Source organism: Mesorhizobium sp. M0040 (genome assembly GCF_040323505.1).
GTDB lineage: Bacteria > Pseudomonadota > Alphaproteobacteria > Rhizobiales > Rhizobiaceae > Mesorhizobium.
In genome coordinates, this window is record NZ_JAMYVA010000048.1 from 26,383 (window position 1) to 43,571 (window position 17,189).

The window sequence follows — 17,189 nt, forward strand, 5'->3', positions numbered from 1 at the left end:
ATGAACGCGACCACGACCGGCACGCCCCCTGTTTTGCAGCTGCGCGACATCCGCAAGAATTTCGGCGGCCTCACCGCCATCGAAAATTTCTCGCTCGAGCTCTATCCCGGCGAGATAGTGGCGTTGGTCGGTGATAACGGTGCCGGCAAGTCGACGCTGGTCAAGATCGTGACAGGGGTGCATGCTCCGACATCCGGGACGATCATCATCGAGGGGCAGGCGGTGGCAATGTCGAGCGCCACCATGGCGCGCGCACACGGCATTGAGGTGGTCTATCAGGACCTGGCGCTCGCCGATCAGCAGACCGTCTACATGAACATGTTTCTTGGCCGCGAGCCGGTGAACCGCTTCGGCCTGCTAGACCGACGCCGGATGATCGACGACACCGAAAAGCTGGTGAAGGATCTCGACGTTCGCATCCCATCGGCTCACGCTACCATCCGCGATCTTTCGGGCGGCCAGCGCCAGGGCGTGGCGATCGCGCGCGCCACGCACTGGGCAAGCAAGCTGATCCTGCTCGACGAGCCAACCGCCGCGCTCGGCGTTGCCGAGACCGCCAAGGTCGAGACGATTGTTCTGTCGCTGAAGCAGCGCAATATCGGCGTGCTGATCATCAGCCACAGCCTCGACCAGGTGTTCAGGCTCTCAGATCGGATCTGTGTTCTGAGACGTGGCAAACAGATCGGCGTGCGCAAGACCAGCGAGACCGACAAGAACGAGATCGTCGCCATGATCACCGGGCTTCAGCACTAGCCCGGTCCGACAGAGGCGCGCCGTTCAGATATTGCCTTACCCGAGCAGCGAGTGGCATGACTTCAGATCCACGATCAGGCCCCGGCCAGAGAATGTCGCCAGCATCAATCTAGAGCGCGCAGATAGCGGATAGGGCGGCCACCGGCAATCCGGTCGGCCGCTGTGGCTATGGAATTGGCGTCGATGCCGAAATGCCGGTAAAGGTCGCCGATCGTGCCCGACTGGCCAAAATGCTCGACGCCGAGACTGCGCGTGCGATGGCCGTAGACCGAGCCCAACCAGCCGAGCGCGGCCGGATGGCCGTCGGTGACGGTGACGATGGCGCAATGCGCCGGGAGGTCGGCAAACAACCTTTCGACATGGCTCCTGGCGTGAACAACGCCGCGTTCGCGTGCCCGGCTCGCGGCAGTCCAGCCTGCGTTCAGCCGATCGGCCGAGGTCACCGCCAGGAGACCGACATCGCGACGGTCCTCCGCCATCATGCCGATAGCCTCGATGGCCTCCGGCGCAACGGCGCCGGTATAGGCAACAATCACTTCGGCATTGGGACCCGGAGGCCGCAGCCAGTAGCCCCCGTCGATGATGTCCTGCTCGAGTACGGGCGTCACGCTACGCGTGATCTGCTCGACCGGGCGCGTCGAGAGCCGCAGATAGACCGAACCGCCCGTCTCGTCGCGCAGCCAGGTGCGCTCCGACTGCACGGCGTCGCCGTCGCGCTGCATATAATCCAGCGCAAAGCGCATGATGACGCCCAACTCGTCGACGAAAGCCGGCTCGTAGGCGGCAAGCCCGTCTTGCGCTATGCCGATCAACGGTGTGGCGATCGACTGATGCGCCCCGCCTTCCGGCGCCAATGTGACCCCGGACGGCGTGGCGACCAGCAGGAAGCGCGCGTCCTGATAGCAGGCGTAATTGAGCGCATCGAGACCGCGCTGGATGAACGGATCGTAGAGCGTGCCGATCGGCAGTAGCCGTTTGCCGAAAATCGAATGCGACAGCCCAAGTGCCGACAGCAGGATGAACAGATTGTTCTCGGCGATGCCGAGTTCGATGTGCTGGCCGGAGGTGCCGAATTCCCATTTCTGCGCCGAGGCGATGCGTTCGCTGCGGAAAGTGTCGGCGAGTGACTGACGCGCGAACAGGCCGCGCCGGTTGACCCAGGGGCCGAGATTGGTCGAAACCGTGACATCGGGCGATGCCGTGACGATCGCGTCGGCGAGCGGCCCGCCAGCCCGCGCAATCTCGTCCAGAATTCTGCCGAAGCCGACCTGCGTGGAGACGCTGCCTTTGGCTTCCGCGACGAGACGACCAGGGACCACGATGCGCTGGGCGTGCCGGCGCCGCTGGCCCTTTGCCGCGAACGGAACGGCATCGAGGAACCGTTGCAGCTCCAAATCCCCAACAGCCAATCCCTCGAAGGCGTTCCATTCCCGCCCGTCGCCGACCGACATCGAGGCGCGGAGGACCGCCATCTGATCCCTGGTCATCAGGCCGGCGTGGTTGTCTTTGTGGCCGGCGAGCGGCAGGCCGAAGCCCTTGATCGTATATGCAATGAAGCATGTCGGTCGATCGTTGCCGCGTGCCGTCCCGAAGGCCTCGATCAGGCCTGGTAGGTCGTGGCCGCCGAGATTGGTCATCAGCGCGGCGAGTTCGGCATCGGAGCGCCGGTCGAGAAGCGATGCCAGGCCCGGCTTGTCTCCAATGTCGGCCAACAGCCGCTTGCGCCAGGCGCCGCCGCCTTGAAAGATCAGCGCCGAATAGAGCTGGTTGGGGCAGGCGTCGATCCAAACCTTCAGCGCCTCGCCGCCCGGTTCGGCAAAAGCGGCATCGAGCAAGGAGCCGTATTTCAGGATCACGACATCCCAGCCGAAATTCCGGAAAATGTTTTCGAAGCGTTCCCAAAGACCTTCGCGAACCACGGCGTCGAGGCTCTGTCGGTTGTAGTCGACGATCCACCAGCAGTTGCGCAGGCCGTGTTTCCACCCTTCCAAAAGCGCCTCGAAGATATTACCTTCGTCCATCTCGGCGTCGCCGATCAGCGCCACCATCCGGCCCTCGGACAGGGTTTCATCGCGGGCAACGAGATAATCCTGCACAAGCGAGGCAAACAGCGTCTGCGCGACGCCGAGGCCTACGGAACCGGTGGAGAAATCGACGTCGTCGACATCCTTGGTCCGCGACGGATAGCTTTGCGCGCCACCGAAGGCGCGAAAACCTTCGAGCTTCTCCCTGGTCTGATTGCCCAGAAGATACTGGATGGCGTGGAATACCGGCGAGGCATGCGGCTTCACCGCGATACGGTCCTGCGGCCTCAATATCGAGAAATAAAGCGCGGTCATGATGGTGGCGAGCGACGCCGAGGACGCCTGGTGTCCGCCAACCTTCAAGCCGTCCGTATTTTCCCGCAGGTGATTGGCGTTATGGATCATCCATGTCGACAGCCAGAGCACCTTCTTCTCCAGCGCCGAAAGTGCCTCCAGTTTTTGTTTGTCCATGCTGCAAGACTCCCGGTTGCGATGTCGCAATCATAGGGCTGAGCAAAAACCAATTGTCGCTAAACTTGCATGAGATTGGCAGCTGCGTTAGCTGGTTTCGCCAATATCGACCAATGGAGTAACGTTCGATGCCAAAAAGTCGACTGGACGATATCGACCGAAAGATCATTGCCGCGCTGCAGGTCGACGGCAGGATGACGGCGCAGCAGCTTGCCGAGCGGGTCGGCCTTTCGGCCTCGCCCTGCGCCCGCCGGGTCCGCCTGATGGAGGATATGGGCGTGATCACCGGCTATGCCGCCCTGATTGACCAGGACATGGTCGATCTGCCGATCTCGGTGTTTGCCTCAATCAAGCTTGAGCGCCAGCGCGAGAACGAGCTGAAGCGGTTCAACGCGGCGATCGCACGCTGGCCGGAGGTGGTCGATTGCTATCTGATGACTGGCCAGCGCGACTATCTGTTGCGTGTGGTGGTGCGCGATCTGCACGCCTATGAGCGCTTCCTGAAGGAAAAGCTGACGCGGCTCGATGGCGTCTCCTCCATCGAGTCCAGCTTCGCGCTTGCGCAGATCAAGCGGTCGAACCGGCTGCCGGTCGAGACATGATTTTTTCCAAACGTTGGCCAGTCAATCGCTTAGTTTTCGGTTTCGAACAGCACGATTTCGCCCGGTGGTGACTGGAGCGGCCGATTTTGCGACTAGCGTTATGGCTGAAAGGTGGATGCGCATTCGCCGGCATGCACCAACTTGTCCGCCAGGCAGCATGGTCGTTCGAGGCGTAACGCCCAGCGACGGCCTACGGTCAGGCCAGCTGCTTGATTGGCGTGTCGGCCCAAAGCACTGGGTCCGTTATGCGGTAGAATTGTCGCGTCGCGGCCAAGGCGGACGGGCCGACGTCGACCATCACGCCGATGATGGTCATGTCATCGCATTTGAATGGAGCGCCGAGCCTTTTCGGGCACCACCCGATCGATGCCAAGCGGTCGAACCAGTAGTCCTCACAGACAATCGTCAGATTGCTAATGCCTCTTTGAATGCAGAATTCCAGAATTCCGCAGTAGATCACGCCGGCGGCCTGGCAGGGCCGGCCGGGCTCGCGAAAATCCCGGGCCACGAAAAATCTCGTCCACTCATAGATATCGGGTCGGCGCGGAACGCCACCATCGGCAAGTTGCGGAAAGATTTCGCTCATCAGATGCGGTCTGAGGCTCGGCACCAGGCGGGATCCGGCAACGACACCTCTTCCCGGCTGGATGCCGAGCAGATGAATCGCCTCGGATGTATCAAACGGGTCGATCTCGCGACTGTCGGGGCGGCTCAGCTCATGCCAGCCACGTTCATCGACATAGATTTCATGTCTCAGGCGGAAGTAGCTGTCGAGATCCTCTCGATAGGCAAAGCAGTTTGACGCGTCGACGACATGGACCTGAATCATTGTGGTTCCTCGAGATGGAACCCCATCCGACCACGCGACGATTGCCCGTGAAATACCCAGATCTGAGGATGGATCAAAGCTCGATTTCGTGCCTGCGAAAAGCCTCGACGATTGCGTGCACGACGTTGGCGGTGCTGAGCTTCTGCTTGATGTTGCGCAGGTGGGTCGTCACAGTGTTTTCCGAGATGCCAAGTATTCGGGAAACCTCCCATGCGGTCTTTCCTCCCGCGACCCACTGCAGGATTTCACGTTCTCGTTGGGAAAGCTTTTGTCTCGGCCGCCTGCGCGAGTTGCCAACGAGTCGTTCGGCAGCCGAATAGGCATGGCGCGCAAGGGCATGAATGGTGCAGCGCACCGTCGGCGCCAAATCAATTTCATTTCCGGCAACCGTTACACAGGCCGGATCGCCAAACGCAGCCTGGATCGGGATGCAGATCCCGTCGCAAAGCCCAAACTCTTTCGCTTCATCCATCACCCTCCTGGCATTTCCGTCCGTCAAGCCGTGATGGACGTCCCGCTAAAGGAAGGGCCCGATCGCACCACGGCACACAGCAACACAAGGGTCATGGCGATAGTGTCCGGCAGCCATGTAGCGGTCGTACCATTCCTGCGGCCAACCGTTGACAAGGATGTGTCCATCCAGCGATCCGGTGTCCTGGCGTGGCAATTCGGTGACGAGACAGGCTGCGTAGCCGTGACGTTCGATGCTCTTGCGCAGTTGCCGAATGATCTCGGCGGCGCTGGTTGCACGGTCAATCTGCGCGGTTGCTTCAAAGATTTGTATTAGCTGATCCTGTAAGACGCTCCCGTGAACCGCCGCCATTGTAGGCCCTTTCAATGTACTGAAACAAAGAAAACAAAATAAATAACTTAGGTCCGACCGCAACGTCCGGCATGACTTTTGACTACTATAGTAGGTGGCACTAAAGGGCGCGTTCTGACTGCCTCGCCGCATGAGGCTGAGGTCTGTTTTTGCTCGCAATCTGAGGTTGCTTCGCCAGGGTACCGGCTTGTCGCAGGAGCAGCTCGCGGACCTTGCCGGCCTTGATCGCAACTATGTCGGCAAGCTCGAGCGGGAGGAAAACTCACCGACCGTCGACACGCTGGAGGTCCTGGCGCTGGCATTGCAAGTTGACGTGGAGCAGCTCATCCGTCGAAACTCGCCATGATGCACCGGCCAGCAGGCCGCCGAGAGCATCAGCACTTACTCTTGCGCCGCTCACGCGCCGCCACAGCACCATCGCCAGCTGAGGCTCGGGCGTTTCTGCCGGGCAGTTTCGTCAGCTCCTCGATGTCGACGCTCAATGCAGTGGCAAGCTTTGCGAGCGACAGGAGTGTGGGATTGCGCCGGCCGGCCTCGAGACCGCTCAGATAGGCGCGCGTGAACCCTGAACGGAACGACAGTTCCTCTTGAGAGAGGGCTTGTGCGCGCCGAATCCTCTGTACGTTCAGGCCGACAACCACCCGTAGGTCCATGAGGGCATGGTCGTCGCTGCGTACACTTTAGGACGACACACTATAGTGAACATTCATCATTGACAGGCGCTGCCATTGCTGCTTTTCTCGTCATATTACGGAACGCCATTCCGAAATAAGGAACGCCAGTGACAGGAAATCTTTCGTTGGAACGTGGGCTTGCGGTTCTCAATGTCCTCAAGGAAGCGGACGAAGCTGTCGGGGTGCGCGAACTAGCCCGCCGGCTTGAGCAGAGTGCTCCCGCCGTGCAGCGAATTCTGAATACCCTGGCAGAGCAGGGCTATGTCGAGCAGTCGCCAGACTCGCGGCGCTACCGGCTGGGTCACTCCGTGCTGGCGCTGGCGCGGAAGGTCCTGGGCAGAGATCGCCTGGTTGGTTTGGCTGAAATCGAACTGCAGGCGCTGGCCGCCGAAGGGTGCTTCAACGCATTCCTCGGTATCAGGCGGGGCAGCTGCGGAATTTATCTCTTGACAGTGCAAAGCAAGAGTCCGGTCGTCATTCGTTCTTCACCTGGCGAGACCTTCCCCTTGCATTCCACCGCGTTGGGCAAGGCGCTCCTGATGGAGCTGAGCGGCGAGGCGGTCATTGGGATTCTTGGACGAGGTCCACTGGAGCAGGTTGCCGCACGCACAGTCACCGATCCGCACAAGCTCGTTGCTCAAATCAGAGCGTCCGAGCCCATTGGTTACACAACATCCCTGGACGAGAACTTTACCGGGCTGATTGCGGTCGGCGCACCGCTTCGAGATGCGTCAGGCACAATCATCGCGGCGATAAGTGCGGCCTACCCCCGGTCAGTGGGACCGCATGTGGAGATTGCTGAGATTGGAGAGGCAGTAATGGCGGCTGCGGCGCGCATTTCCGCCGGTCTCGGCTTTCTGGAAGCAAAACAGGCACGGGATTCCCATCATGCTGCTTAACGAAGCGCGCCTGAAACAATGCATGACGGCAGCCGGGCTTGACGCAATTATAGCGACTGCCCCGGAAAACGTGACCTATATGAGCGGCTTCTGGGCTCTGCCGCAATGGATCCGTCGCGGCCCGCAGGCTTATGTGGTGTGGCCGGCTCCTGACAAGGGCACGCCTGAAATCATCGCCAGCTCCAGCACCCTCGACCTCGTTGCCGATCAGGAACTGTGGGTAAGCAAGGTTCGGCGCTATGGCGACTTTTACGCCAATGTCGGTTCCTCGGCCACCGTGGACCTCGCCAATGAACGACACCTCCAGCTTCGAGACCTGCCGAGGCATGGCGATGCCATTGCGGCTTTGGTCGCCGCATTGGAGGAAGCCAAGCTCACCCGTGGGCGGATCGGCATAGACGAGGCGGGACTCGCGCCAGGATACCAGGAAACCCTCAGAGCCCATTTTCCCAATGCGTCGTTCCTACCAGCCACCGCATTGCTTCGCGAGGTTCGTGCCGTAAAAACGGCAGATGAAATCGAACGGCTCGGCCAAGTTGCCCAGATTGCCGAACGCTCCATTCAAGCAGCACTCGGCGTTGCTCAGGAAGGCGCCACCGAAGCAGATCTGGCGCGCGCTTTTCATGTCAGGACGGTCGAGGAAGGCGCCCTGCCCGTACTGGGATGCATCGGCTTTGGCGAGCGCAGCGCGCTCATGAACGTCCAGCCGTCTGACCGCAGGTTGCGCGCTGGAGAAATCATCCGCTTCGACGTCGGTGGCCGGTTTCGGCACTACCGCGCCGACATTGCCCGCATCGCCGCGCTGGGCGAGCCGCCGCCGCAGGCGCATCGGCTTCAGCAGGCGCTGCTGCGCGGCGTTCAGCATGCCTGCGACATTATCCGGCCGGGCATGGCAGCAGCACAGCTCTTCGAGACGGTCGTGCGTGTGGTGAAGCGCGAAGGAATTGCCCACTACCAGCGCGATCACGTCGGACATGGCATCGGCCTTGATGGTTATGATGCGCCGACGCTCTCGGCGCGCAGTACAGACATCCTTGAAGAAGGAATGGTGCTGTGCGTGGAGACCCCCTACTACGAAATCGGCCGCTGGGGACTCCAGGTGGAGGACACGGTGGTTGTTCGCCAGCGCGGAGTGGAGCGGCTGACGCAGACGCACGATGCAATCACCCGGGTGCCGTTATGAGCCGCGCGGCAGGGTTTTCCTGTATTCGATGCGGCGCCTTGTTCCGGATCGATACCAAAATCGACTCACGCGGCTGCCCGATATGCTGTGCCGAAGCACCGGCCAATCTTAAGGTCGCCTACGATCCATCCGGAGCTACATCGGCCGCTTCCGCAGCGGGTGCCGCCCTGCCCTCGCTCTGGCGCTATGCCGACATGCTTCCTTGTGGACTCAGCGATGCAATCTCCTTGGGCGAGGGCCTGACGCCGTTGCTGAGCGCCGAGAAGCTGGGAAAGCAGCTCGGCGTCCCCAAGCTTCTTATCAAGGACGAGGGCGCAAACCCTACCTGGTCCCACAAGGACCGCTTCTCGACCGTGGCGGTGTCGATGGCACGTTTGAGTGGCGCACGCGTGGTGGCGACTGCTTCGTCGGGGAACGCCGGGGCCTCACTTGCCGCCTATGCTGCACGGGCGGGCCTGAAATGCGTCGTTGTCACATTCTCAGGCACCGCCGGCGCAATGTTGGCGCAGATCCGCAAATACGGCGCAAGCGTCGTATCCCTGGCCGACAAGTCCCATCGCTGGCCATTGCTTGCCGCTGGTACCGAGCGCCTCGGATGGTTTGCAACATCACCGTTTCACAGCCCCGTGGTGGGCAGTCATCCTGTCGGGATCGAGGGCTACAAGACCCTGGCTTACGAAATCGTCGAACAAATGCACGGTGCCGTGCCGGACTGGTGCGCCTTGCCTGTTTGCTATGGGGACGCGCTTGCCGGGCTGTGGGCCGGATTTAAGGACCTTCTTAGCCAAGGCAAGATCGAGCGGTTGCCGAGACTCGTGGCGGCGGAAGTGCATGGATCTTTGGCCAGAGCCCTTGCCGGCAAGGGAGATCTGGTTGCCGAAGTCCCCGCAAGCTTCAACACGCTTGCCATCTCGATCGGCACCACACGAAGCACGTTTCAGGCGCTCAACGCCCTGCGTGAATCTGGCGGCACGGCAATGCCGGTCGGCAATATCGGCTTGATAGCCATGCAGCAGCAGCTTGCGGCCACCGAGGGTGTTTTTGCCGAGCTTGCCTCGGTGACGCCATTTGCAGCTATCGAATCCTTGAGGCGAGAAGGCACCATCGCGCGGTCGGACAGCGTCGTTGCCATCGTGACAGCGAGCGGCCTCAAGGATTTGGATCGTTCGACCGGCGCGGGCCAAGCACAACAATCGTTTCGGTCAGTTGCCGAAGCGTGGGAACACCTTGCCCAGGACAGCGACTATTTCACGCCCTCTGATGAACAACGCGCGGCCAAGATGTCCTGAAGAGAAGATAGAGACGATCATGAACAGATACGACTTCTGATCGACTGATGATCTCGTCCGCCACTGGACGTAATTGCGACTTCCAAAAGCTATCCACGAGAGGCAAATTCAACTCGCTTAGCGAGCGGAACCTCGATTCAAACATGATGAAAGGGGAATTTTCATGCTTCGCAAAACACTCATCGGCTGGCTCGCAGCCCTCAGTGTCGCAATGGCAACTCAGACGATGGCTGAGGAAACGCTCAGAGTCGGCGTCACGCCAACCGGAGTGCCGTTCACGTTTGTCGACACCGCAACCCAAAAGCCGACAGGCGCGATGGTCGATCTGGCAAGTGCGATTGCCGCGAGCCTTGGTACGACCGCCGATTTTCAAATAAACGCTTTTCCAGCCCTGATCCCGGCATTGACGACCGACAAAATCAATCTGATTTCCGCCAGCATGTTCATAACGGACAAACGAAAGCAGGTGATCGATTTCAGCACGCCGGTTTACGCGTATGGCGAGGCGATGTTTGTTGCTGCCGGCGATAGCAAAAACTACACGATCGAGGAGCTCAGAGGTGCGACCGTCGGGGCGCAGATCGGCTCGACCTACGCTGACGCTCTGGAAGCGCTTGGCGTCTTCGGTCAAGTCAAGCTCTACGACTCAATCGCTGACATGATGCGCGATGTGGTTCTGGGCCGCATCAAGGCCGGTTTCGGTGACGCCCCGATCGTCGCATATCAGCTTTCAAAGAATCCCGACCTGGGTGTTCGCCTCGTCGACGGCTATCAGCCGATGAAAAAAGGCGAGGTCGCGTTGGCGGTTGCCAAGGAAAATCCACTGCTTCTCGAAAAGGTGAATGCCTCCATCGCCAAGCTGAAGGAAAGCGGCGAATTAAGCCGAATATTTGCCAAATATGGCCTTTGAGGCCAACCCGCACTGACCTCGACAGAAGCGCCGGCTGGCAGGACCAAAGGATCGCATCGGAATGACCGGCTTTGACGGCCGGGGTACGTGCCAAGAGGAAGCCGGCCATGACCAAATTCATCGCGCATGCAACGGAATATCTGCCGCTTCTTCTTAACGGCGTTTGGCTGACCGTCATGATAACCTTTCTTGCGCTGTGTCTTGCGACGGCGCTCGGCCTTGTCTGGGCGCTGTTCAGGACATCGGGGATACGCTGTGTCGCCGTGCCGACGCGGCTACTTGTCGACTTCGTGCGCGGCATACCACTGTTGGTGGTTCTCTTTTATATCTACTTTGTCGCGCCCGAGATCGGCATCAACCTGACTGCGCTCCAGGCTGGCACGATCGGGCTGGGGCTGGCTCACTCCTGCTATCTCGGGGAAACTTTCCGGGCTGGCATCGAGGCGGTCGATAAGGGTCAGGTCGAAGCGGCAAAATCGATCGGAATGAAGCGTCCGTTGATGATGCGCCGCGTCGTGCTGCCGCAGGCATTCAAGATTATCCTGCCGCCTTACGCCAACAACATGGTCATGCTGCTGAAGGACTCCTCGCTTGTGTCGGTGATTTCGGTTCAGGAGCTGACCATGCAAGGCAAGATGCTTGCGTCGTCCACATTCGACAACATGACAGTTTTTACCTTGGTGGCACTGCTTTACCTGTGCCTGACGGTTCCGCTGAACTTGTTTATGCGCAGAGTCGAAAGCTATCTTGGGGCGGCGGGATGATCACCTTTGACAACGTGCACAAGTCCTTCGGTGCCCACGAAGTCCTCAAGGGGATCAACGCCGAGATCGCCAAAGGACAGGTCGTATGTCTGATTGGGCCCTCGGGTTCCGGCAAATCGACGCTTCTACGATGTGTGAACGGGCTTGAGACCTATCAGCGCGGTCGCATCAGCATCGACGGCACCGTGGTCGATGCCGCCTCGCCCCAGGTTCACGCCATCTGCGCCCGCGTTTCCATGGTTTTCCAACGTTTCAACCTGTTTCCGCACCGCACAGCCCTGGAAAATGTCATTGAAGGGCCGCTCTACGTACTGAAGGAAAATAGGAAGCAGGTCCGGGAGCGGGCCACGGCATTGCTCAATCGCGTCGGCTTGGCCGATAAGACGAATGCCTATCCCGCGTCATTGTCGGGCGGCCAACAGCAGCGCGTGGCCATCGCCCGCGCCCTGGCGATGCGCCCACAGGCCATTCTTTTCGACGAGCCCACCTCCGCACTTGACCCGGAAACGGTCGGCGAGGTCCTGCAGGTCATGCGCGCGCTCGCACACGAGAACATGACCATGCTCGTGGTTACGCACGAAATTCAGTTCGCCCGCGAGGTTTCCGATAGTGTCCTCTTTCTCGACGGCGGCCGGATCGTCGAGCAAGGTCCGGCCAAGGAGCTCCTTCGACACCCGAAGCACGAACGCACTAGGGATTTTCTTCACCGGGTGATGCACCCCGTCTGACTCTTGGCCGGTGCTGCCTTGTCGCGTCAAAGCTCTGAATTCAGACCTGTCGCTCCGCCGGGGACGAGCCCTCAAACTCTGCGAGAACGGCGCTTAGAGTTCTACGGTCCCAAGGAAATCTGGTCCATGCCGTCTCCTCGGCCGGGTGAATTCGCTTGAGAACTGTTGGCTCAAGTGGAATTGAGATTGGCCAGTCCTTCAAGCCGGCGAGCCAATCCGGGTTATAGACTGTATCGGAATGACGATGCCCTTCATCTGGCATTATGACGACGGTGGAGGCTTCGGGATTTTGCTTGGCGAACCATGCGCCGACCAGGGCTGCGGCGCCGCTGGTCGGGCCCATGAACAGCCCGTGATCGCGAAAAAGCCCATGCGCCATGGCGTAAGCTGGTAATGCGCCCACCCAATGAATATCGTCGATCATCTCATGTCGAACATTGTCCGGCAAAACGCTGTTGCCGAGCCCGCGCAGCATGCGCCTTCCGACAGGCTGGCCGAAGAGCATGCTTCTGTGGGTATCGACAGCAATCATCCTGAGATCTGGAAAGAGCTCACGAAGGAAACCTCCGGTTCCACACAGCGATCCCCCTGTTCCCACGCAGCCGACGAGGCAATCGACGCGGCCGAGTGAACGAACAACGAGATCCGCCAGGCGCGCGTAGGCAAGCCGGTTTTCCGGACTGTCGTACTGTCGTGGCCAATACGTGTCCGGGTTATCTTGCAAGGTCTTCTGAAGGTACTCGAGCCGACCACGCTGATTGCCGTCTCCCTGAGGATCATCGATGGCCATCACTTTGGCACCGAGCTGTTCCAGCCGTCTCTTGAGTTTCACGTCGATGAGGCTGGAGGCCGTGACGAGCGTAAGCCCATACCCACGGGCGGCAGCTAGCATGGCGATGGCCAGGCCGAACGTGCCCGACGTCGTTTCAATGATGTGCCCACCGCGCTTAAGGCGTCCTGATGCTTCTGCACGGTCCACCATGAATCGGGCGGGCAGCAGCTTCATGAGGGAAAAGCAGGCGGCGTTGAGGTTAGGCGCGAGCTGGGCAAATCGCGGTGTTTCATAGGCGCGTAAGTAGTCTTCACCTGCGCTCACTGGATTACTCTCGTTTCGGCGTTAAGGCCAAATGTATGAACATCTGTGAAGCCTGCGCCCCTCAACTGCGTTGCGAGTTCGACGGCGCGCATGGCGGGTCGCGGTGCGGCAGCATCCAGGAGGATGCCGATCAAAGTGCCACTGTGAGCCACTTGCACGCCGCATGCGTCATGCCCGCGCGCTATGTCCAGAACAGTGTTGAAAGCTGCCTTCGGCAGATACCTCTGACTTATCCTGGCGCTGATGGTTGCGACACGTCCAAGCAGGCGGGGATCTTGTTGCCTAATTGAGCGACACGCCAATCCGCGCAGAACACGGAAGACTCCGATTTCCTCACTATCGTAGCGTGCTCGTCGCATGCCCAGCGTGTCGATGGGCCGGGCACTGCCGTCCCTGAAACCCACAACGAGAAAGGGCGGGAACTCGCCTCCGAAATGTTCGATTGTACGGCCTTCCCGGTGAGCGAAGAGGAGAGCTTGGTCGCAGTAGGCGATGGCGTCGCTTGCGCCTTCCGCGGCCACCGCCAGTCGCGCAACAGTTGACTGGCGCAGCGCGACGCGCGCCGAAGCCGCGACCGCGCGGATCGACGCAATGACGTCTGCCGTAGAGGAACCGTAGCCGTGCCCTATCGGGATAGAGCTTTCGATCGTCAATTCTCCCCCTCTTCCAGCTACCCCGACATGCTCGAGCGTGAGGGCCGCCGCGCGCGCCGCTTTGATCCGGTTTGCGGGTCGCGGCCGAATGCCATCTTGTTCATCCGGCCAGAAGGTCACTAGCGACTCTTGCGACGTCAGCGGAAGCGTGACGAGTCCGCGACAAAGCCGTCCGTTTTCCGCTTCAAAGACGCCTTGGAGGAATTCCCCGTGATGGGCGTGTGCCCGACCGACTCCTACCACCAGAGGCCACGCGACAGTCTCGTTGTTGATGTTGCTCGAATGTGTCTGCTGGCCGGATCTCGGTGTGCTTGTCTGTATCACCGCATCATCTCCTCACCATGGCATTGGGCGATGATGCGTGCGACTGACCCGTGCTGTCACTCGCCAAATCTTGGTAGTGCCATTGGCAAGCACATCGTGCAAAGATACGGACAAGATTACCCCACCAATTGGAGCCTCCAATACTGGACTAAACACAGCAGCACTCGTTTCGGGAACGGTTGGCCATGCGCCAAGCAATCCGAAACGAGTGCGGCCATGCACGGTGTTTTCAGTATTGTTCTTCTAAGGAGGGTTGGACTGCCCACCCTTTGTCAATACTGAGATCTGGCGATAGTCCGCAGCGGCCAAAAGCGCTCAAACGCGTTTTGTCGCCAACTTGACTTTGAGCAGAGATGCGGAGCTCCGTCCAACTCGCGACCCTCAATTATGCACTTGTGGTCGCGGAGGAGGGCAGCTTTCTTCGCGCCTCGCGACGCGCAGGGATCGATCACTCCGCCGTCAGCCGGCGCATACGCGATCTCGAATACGCCATGGGAACGAGGATTTCGCCGCCATGCCCGCGACATCGGCCCAACCCCGGCAGGCGAGCGCTTTCCTGGAGCGTCCGCGCTCCGTGCTGCTCGAGCTTGATGATACTCTCACTCTGGCCAGGACCGCCACCAAAGATGAACATGAAAGCTTTCCATCGGCTCCAACGGAATCATCCTCGCCGGGCGAGGCTTGGATGCAGTCATCGAGTTCGGGCAATCTCATGCAAATGTGACCGTCAGCTTGATAGAGAGTTCTTATCCTTCGCCGAAGGCTGCTCTGGGTGCCACCCAGGCCGACGTCGTCGTGTCCTTCTCCTCCCGATTCACCGGCGGCGCATGCGAACTGACACTGTGGAAAGACACTCTGGCTGTCGTTCTTGCTTCAAATCATTCTCTCGCAAGCCATTCCGTGATCGAGTGGCAGGATCTGGAGCAAGCGACGTTGCTCGTCCGCAGAGGCGAAGCATTTCTGCTCGCCGACGCTGTTGGACGCGGCGTGCAGCATCCTCCAATCCTCGAACATCACGTCAGTGCAGGCATCTTTGCGCCTCGTCGGAAACGGGCTTGTAGTCGCTCTGATCCACGACCGAGATGCCGACAGGGTTCTTAAAGATGCGATCTGTCGTAAGCTGCGGATCGGGGCAAACCAATTCAGATCTCCAGTTTAGCCCGTTGGCGACCCGACAACGCCAATCCTGCCTTACCGATCTTCGTCGCGTTCCTGCGCGATCGGTATTCGTCCTGACAGTTATCCGACCGTCATGGTCGGACAATCAACCCGGTTTCAGAGTCCGTCGTGCCTTGGCGAATGCTCTGTTTATTGTGATGAACCGGGTCAGCATCGGCGGGATCGGTTCCGGGCCAATCTCACAACTAAGGCGTCGGCGCCTTTTAACGCCCTTGCCTCTGCGCGTCTTGCACGGCTGGGCTGCCGGTTTCCTTGCAAAACTGGAACTGTACTCCATAATTGCAAGGATAATTGGACGCCGCATCAGCCTAGAACTCACCGAGACGCTGGACAGCATGCCCGCTGTTGCGCTGCTCGGGCCGCTTCAGGTCGGCAAGACAACCCTGGCGCCGGAAATAGCCGAACGGCGTCCTTCGATCTACCTTGACCTCGAGTCGGACGCCGACCGCGCACGGCTTGCCGAGCCGGAGCTTTATTTGGCCGAGCATCAGGACAAGCTGGTTATGCTCGACGAGGTCCACCGGCTACCGAACCTGTTCCAGAACTGCGCGGGCTGATCGACCGCGGTCGGCTTGGCGGTCGCAAAGCCGGCCGCTTCCTGCCAAAATCTAACGCTTGGCACCCAACTAAACTGCCGCTCAGAGGTGGACAGCGGCTGTTCGTTTGTCCACCCGAACGGGCAAGGAGCGCCATGTTCAGACATTCGCGGTGCTTCTCCAGAGCGGACGTTAGCTCATCGGTAGGAGTCGACCTGCGGACCATGCCTGATGGTAGGTGTAAGGGAACGGCGTGACCCCCATGCGATGAAGCGGCGGTAGGCCGCCGCTCCGAATTTGAGCGGCCCGTCCGGCAACGCTATAATTGACCGGCAGGGGACATTATCGATGACGCAAATCAGAGCCATGACTGAGCAGGACGTGCCGTCGGTATCGCTGCTCATTGGAGAGTCTTGGCGCAGGACGTACTCGCCAATCATGGGTGCCGAGACCGCGGCCCGGATTTCGGATGAAGATCACACGCTGCAGCGGATTGCGGCGAAACTGACAGACACCAACAAAATGTCGTTCGTGGCAGAACGGCCAGACGGCTCGATTGCCGGCTACGCGATGGCTGAATGAAGCCGGCGACGTCATGCTTGACGGGCTCCACATCGATCAAAGCGAGTACGGCACCGGGCTAGCCGCTAATATATTGCACGCTGTCTTTGCCTCCCATTCCGGCATCCCGAGCATCGCACTCGAAGTGCTCGAGGGAAACGACCGGGCAATGGCCTTTTACCGCAAACATGGTTCGAAGTGATCGATCGCAGGGCCGCGTCGCACGGTGCAGAAGGCCATGCATCGTTGATTATGCGCAAACTGCTATCTCGCGCCTAGTCGGAACTCGCGCATCGAACAGTACATCACGTCTTCCGTCCCCAGCGCACCGGCGGCCTCCCCGCTCGCAATCCAAATAGACGTCTTTCAGCTGTTTGATTGGCATGTCAGCGTGAGCGAACGCGAGATCCCGAGCGTCAGAAGCCGACAATGAAGCCGGACTGATTGCGATCAGCACGGTGCCGAGCGTCACAGGCGAGGGACTTAACAACTGACATGATCATTTTGAGATCCTCCCCAGCTCCCGTCGGTCAACATTCAGTCCTTGGGGTCGCAGGTGTAGTGCCGTTCGAAGGTCCCGTCCGCGCGCCGCTGCTTGTCGAAGCCGCGATGTAAGGCTCGATCGCGCGCTCGTGGACCAGCCAAAGGGGATCTCGGCCGAGGCGTAGCCACTGCCGGCAGCCAACCGTCTCGGGATCGAGGCCGAAACGATCCTGGTGCGCTCGATCGTCGTGCCGGCCGCGCCTGCCTCCGCATGACGGATGGCGCGGCTTCGCAAATCGCACATAATTTCGTCACGTGAGATGCCGATGTCGCCAAGGACGTCATCGGGTAAACGGCTCAACTGGTCCGTTGCCGACAAGAGAGCTTTTCGCTCGGCGCGGAGGCGTA

The 17,189-nt window shown here is 60.1% G+C and carries 20 protein-coding genes and 2 pseudogenes; 14 read left to right on the forward strand and 8 right to left on the reverse strand.

Features of this window, described 5'->3' with window-relative positions:
- On the forward strand, positions 1-753 hold the full coding sequence (locus tag NKJ91_RS27490) for an ATP-binding cassette domain-containing protein (protein WP_352458022.1): 753 nt from the start codon (positions 1-3) through the stop codon (positions 751-753).
- 104 nt (positions 754-857) lie between these two features.
- Here NKJ91_RS27490 and NKJ91_RS27495 read toward each other — a convergent pair whose 3' ends face one another.
- Positions 858-3,248, reverse strand: coding sequence for a thiamine pyrophosphate-binding protein (locus NKJ91_RS27495; protein WP_352458023.1), 2,391 nt, complete (start codon positions 3,246-3,248; stop codon positions 858-860).
- A 128-nt stretch (positions 3,249-3,376) separates the two neighbouring features.
- Between NKJ91_RS27495 and NKJ91_RS27500 the strand changes: the two genes are divergently transcribed.
- Positions 3,377-3,850 carry an Lrp/AsnC family transcriptional regulator gene (locus NKJ91_RS27500; protein WP_352458024.1) on the forward strand — a complete coding sequence of 158 codons (474 nt, stop codon included), beginning with the start codon at positions 3,377-3,379 and terminating at the stop codon, positions 3,848-3,850.
- A gap of 196 nt (positions 3,851-4,046) precedes the next feature.
- On the opposite strand, the gene NKJ91_RS27505 is transcribed toward NKJ91_RS27500, so the two are convergent.
- The 3 genes and pseudogenes from NKJ91_RS27505 to NKJ91_RS27515 all read right to left on the reverse strand — a co-directional run.
- Positions 4,047-4,679 carry an acyl-homoserine-lactone synthase gene (locus tag NKJ91_RS27505; protein ID WP_352458025.1) on the reverse strand — a complete coding sequence of 211 codons (633 nt, stop codon included), beginning with the start codon at positions 4,677-4,679 and terminating at the stop codon, positions 4,047-4,049.
- 73 nt (positions 4,680-4,752) lie between these two features.
- Positions 4,753-5,022, reverse strand: a complete 270-nt coding sequence (locus NKJ91_RS27510) for a LuxR C-terminal-related transcriptional regulator (RefSeq protein ID WP_352458041.1) — start codon at positions 5,020-5,022, stop codon at positions 4,753-4,755.
- Positions 5,002-5,634: pseudogene (locus NKJ91_RS27515) on the reverse strand (autoinducer binding domain-containing protein); the annotation flags it as partial. The pseudogene NKJ91_RS27515 and the gene NKJ91_RS27510, both read right to left, overlap by 21 nt.
- Between NKJ91_RS27515 and NKJ91_RS27520 the strand changes: the two are divergent.
- Positions 5,633-5,848 carry a helix-turn-helix domain-containing protein gene (locus NKJ91_RS27520; RefSeq protein ID WP_023679380.1) on the forward strand — a complete coding sequence of 72 codons (216 nt, stop codon included), beginning with the start codon at positions 5,633-5,635 and terminating at the stop codon, positions 5,846-5,848. The pseudogene NKJ91_RS27515 and the gene NKJ91_RS27520 overlap by 2 nt on opposite strands.
- A 28-nt stretch (positions 5,849-5,876) precedes the next feature.
- Here the strand turns inward: NKJ91_RS27520 and NKJ91_RS27525 are convergent, their stop codons facing one another.
- Positions 5,877-6,155: a helix-turn-helix domain-containing protein gene (locus NKJ91_RS27525; RefSeq protein ID WP_352458026.1), complete on the reverse strand. Its 279-nt coding sequence runs from the start codon at positions 6,153-6,155 to the stop codon at positions 5,877-5,879.
- Positions 6,156-6,283: 128 nt separating this feature from the next.
- On the opposite strand from NKJ91_RS27525, the gene NKJ91_RS27530 reads away from it, so the two are divergent.
- From NKJ91_RS27530 to NKJ91_RS27555, 6 genes are all read left to right on the forward strand, one after another.
- The gene (locus tag NKJ91_RS27530; RefSeq protein ID WP_352458027.1) at positions 6,284-7,075 is read left to right on the forward strand and encodes an IclR family transcriptional regulator; all 792 of its coding nucleotides are present in this window, start codon (positions 6,284-6,286) and stop codon (positions 7,073-7,075) included.
- Positions 7,065-8,258: a M24 family metallopeptidase gene (locus NKJ91_RS27535; RefSeq protein WP_352458028.1), complete on the forward strand. Its 1,194-nt coding sequence runs from the start codon at positions 7,065-7,067 to the stop codon at positions 8,256-8,258. Before NKJ91_RS27530 ends, NKJ91_RS27535 begins: the two co-directional genes overlap by 11 nt.
- Positions 8,255-9,547, forward strand: a complete 1,293-nt coding sequence (locus NKJ91_RS27540; protein ID WP_352458029.1) for a threonine synthase — start codon at positions 8,255-8,257, stop codon at positions 9,545-9,547. The genes NKJ91_RS27535 and NKJ91_RS27540 overlap by 4 nt, the downstream gene beginning before the upstream one ends.
- A 163-nt stretch (positions 9,548-9,710) precedes the next feature.
- Positions 9,711-10,457, forward strand: coding sequence for a substrate-binding periplasmic protein (locus NKJ91_RS27545; RefSeq protein WP_352458030.1), 747 nt, complete (start codon positions 9,711-9,713; stop codon positions 10,455-10,457).
- A gap of 107 nt (positions 10,458-10,564) precedes the next feature.
- Complete coding sequence (locus NKJ91_RS27550) at positions 10,565-11,221, forward strand: amino acid ABC transporter permease (protein WP_352458031.1); 657 nt, start codon at positions 10,565-10,567, stop codon at positions 11,219-11,221.
- Positions 11,218-11,949: an amino acid ABC transporter ATP-binding protein gene (locus tag NKJ91_RS27555; RefSeq protein ID WP_352458032.1), complete on the forward strand. Its 732-nt coding sequence runs from the start codon at positions 11,218-11,220 to the stop codon at positions 11,947-11,949. The genes NKJ91_RS27550 and NKJ91_RS27555 overlap by 4 nt, the downstream gene beginning before the upstream one ends.
- A gap of 40 nt (positions 11,950-11,989) precedes the next feature.
- Here the strand turns inward: NKJ91_RS27555 and NKJ91_RS27560 are convergent, their stop codons facing one another.
- Together NKJ91_RS27560 and NKJ91_RS27565 are read right to left on the reverse strand one after the other, a co-directional pair.
- On the reverse strand, positions 11,990-13,045 hold the full coding sequence (locus NKJ91_RS27560) for a cysteine synthase family protein (RefSeq protein WP_352458033.1): 1,056 nt from the start codon (positions 13,043-13,045) through the stop codon (positions 11,990-11,992).
- On the reverse strand, positions 13,042-14,022 hold the full coding sequence (locus NKJ91_RS27565; RefSeq protein WP_502903639.1) for a GHMP family kinase ATP-binding protein: 981 nt from the start codon (positions 14,020-14,022) through the stop codon (positions 13,042-13,044). The genes NKJ91_RS27560 and NKJ91_RS27565 overlap by 4 nt, the downstream gene beginning before the upstream one ends.
- A 353-nt stretch (positions 14,023-14,375) precedes the next feature.
- Between NKJ91_RS27565 and NKJ91_RS27570 the strand changes: the two are divergent.
- The 5 genes and pseudogenes from NKJ91_RS27570 to NKJ91_RS27590 all read left to right on the forward strand — a co-directional run.
- Positions 14,376-14,513: pseudogene (locus tag NKJ91_RS27570) on the forward strand (helix-turn-helix domain-containing protein); the annotation flags it as partial.
- Positions 14,514-14,667: 154 nt separating this feature from the next.
- The gene (locus NKJ91_RS27575) at positions 14,668-15,123 is read left to right on the forward strand and encodes a LysR substrate-binding domain-containing protein (protein WP_352458042.1); all 456 of its coding nucleotides are present in this window, start codon (positions 14,668-14,670) and stop codon (positions 15,121-15,123) included.
- 191 nt (positions 15,124-15,314) lie between these two features.
- Positions 15,315-15,758, forward strand: coding sequence for an AAA family ATPase (locus NKJ91_RS27580; RefSeq protein WP_352458035.1), 444 nt, complete (start codon positions 15,315-15,317; stop codon positions 15,756-15,758).
- 327 nt (positions 15,759-16,085) lie between these two features.
- On the forward strand, positions 16,086-16,319 hold the full coding sequence (locus NKJ91_RS27585) for a GNAT family N-acetyltransferase (protein WP_352458036.1): 234 nt from the start codon (positions 16,086-16,088) through the stop codon (positions 16,317-16,319).
- Positions 16,320-16,332: 13 nt separating this feature from the next.
- Entirely contained in the window at positions 16,333-16,500 is a 168-nt protein-coding gene (locus tag NKJ91_RS27590) for a GNAT family N-acetyltransferase (RefSeq protein ID WP_352458037.1), read from the forward strand.
- A gap of 297 nt (positions 16,501-16,797) precedes the next feature.
- Here NKJ91_RS27590 and NKJ91_RS27595 read toward each other — a convergent pair.
- The coding region (locus NKJ91_RS27595) for a YjiS-like domain-containing protein (RefSeq protein WP_352458038.1) at positions 16,798-17,189 on the reverse strand (392 nt) is incomplete at its 5' end.

Excerpts from the sequence above, each read along its gene's own strand:
- NKJ91_RS27490 (WP_352458022.1), top strand. The coding sequence starts at position 1 with ATGAACGCGACCACGACCGGCACGCCCCCTGTTTTGCAGCTGCGCGAC.
- NKJ91_RS27495 (WP_352458023.1), bottom strand. The coding sequence starts at position 3,248 with ATGGACAAACAAAAACTGGAGGCACTTTCGGCGCTGGAGAAGAAGGTG.
- NKJ91_RS27500 (WP_352458024.1), top strand. The coding sequence starts at position 3,377 with ATGCCAAAAAGTCGACTGGACGATATCGACCGAAAGATCATTGCCGCG.
- NKJ91_RS27505 (WP_352458025.1), bottom strand. The coding sequence starts at position 4,679 with ATGATTCAGGTCCATGTCGTCGACGCGTCAAACTGCTTTGCCTATCGA.
- NKJ91_RS27520 (WP_023679380.1), top strand. The coding sequence starts at position 5,633 with ATGAGGCTGAGGTCTGTTTTTGCTCGCAATCTGAGGTTGCTTCGCCAG.
- NKJ91_RS27525 (WP_352458026.1), bottom strand. The coding sequence starts at position 6,155 with ATGGACCTACGGGTGGTTGTCGGCCTGAACGTACAGAGGATTCGGCGC.
- NKJ91_RS27535 (WP_352458028.1), top strand. The coding sequence starts at position 7,065 with ATGCTGCTTAACGAAGCGCGCCTGAAACAATGCATGACGGCAGCCGGG.
- NKJ91_RS27540 (WP_352458029.1), top strand. The coding sequence starts at position 8,255 with ATGAGCCGCGCGGCAGGGTTTTCCTGTATTCGATGCGGCGCCTTGTTC.
- NKJ91_RS27545 (WP_352458030.1), top strand. The coding sequence starts at position 9,711 with ATGCTTCGCAAAACACTCATCGGCTGGCTCGCAGCCCTCAGTGTCGCA.
- NKJ91_RS27550 (WP_352458031.1), top strand. The coding sequence starts at position 10,565 with ATGACCAAATTCATCGCGCATGCAACGGAATATCTGCCGCTTCTTCTT.
- NKJ91_RS27555 (WP_352458032.1), top strand. The coding sequence starts at position 11,218 with ATGATCACCTTTGACAACGTGCACAAGTCCTTCGGTGCCCACGAAGTC.
- NKJ91_RS27585 (WP_352458036.1), top strand. The coding sequence starts at position 16,086 with ATGACGCAAATCAGAGCCATGACTGAGCAGGACGTGCCGTCGGTATCG.
- NKJ91_RS27590 (WP_352458037.1), top strand. The coding sequence starts at position 16,333 with ATGCTTGACGGGCTCCACATCGATCAAAGCGAGTACGGCACCGGGCTA.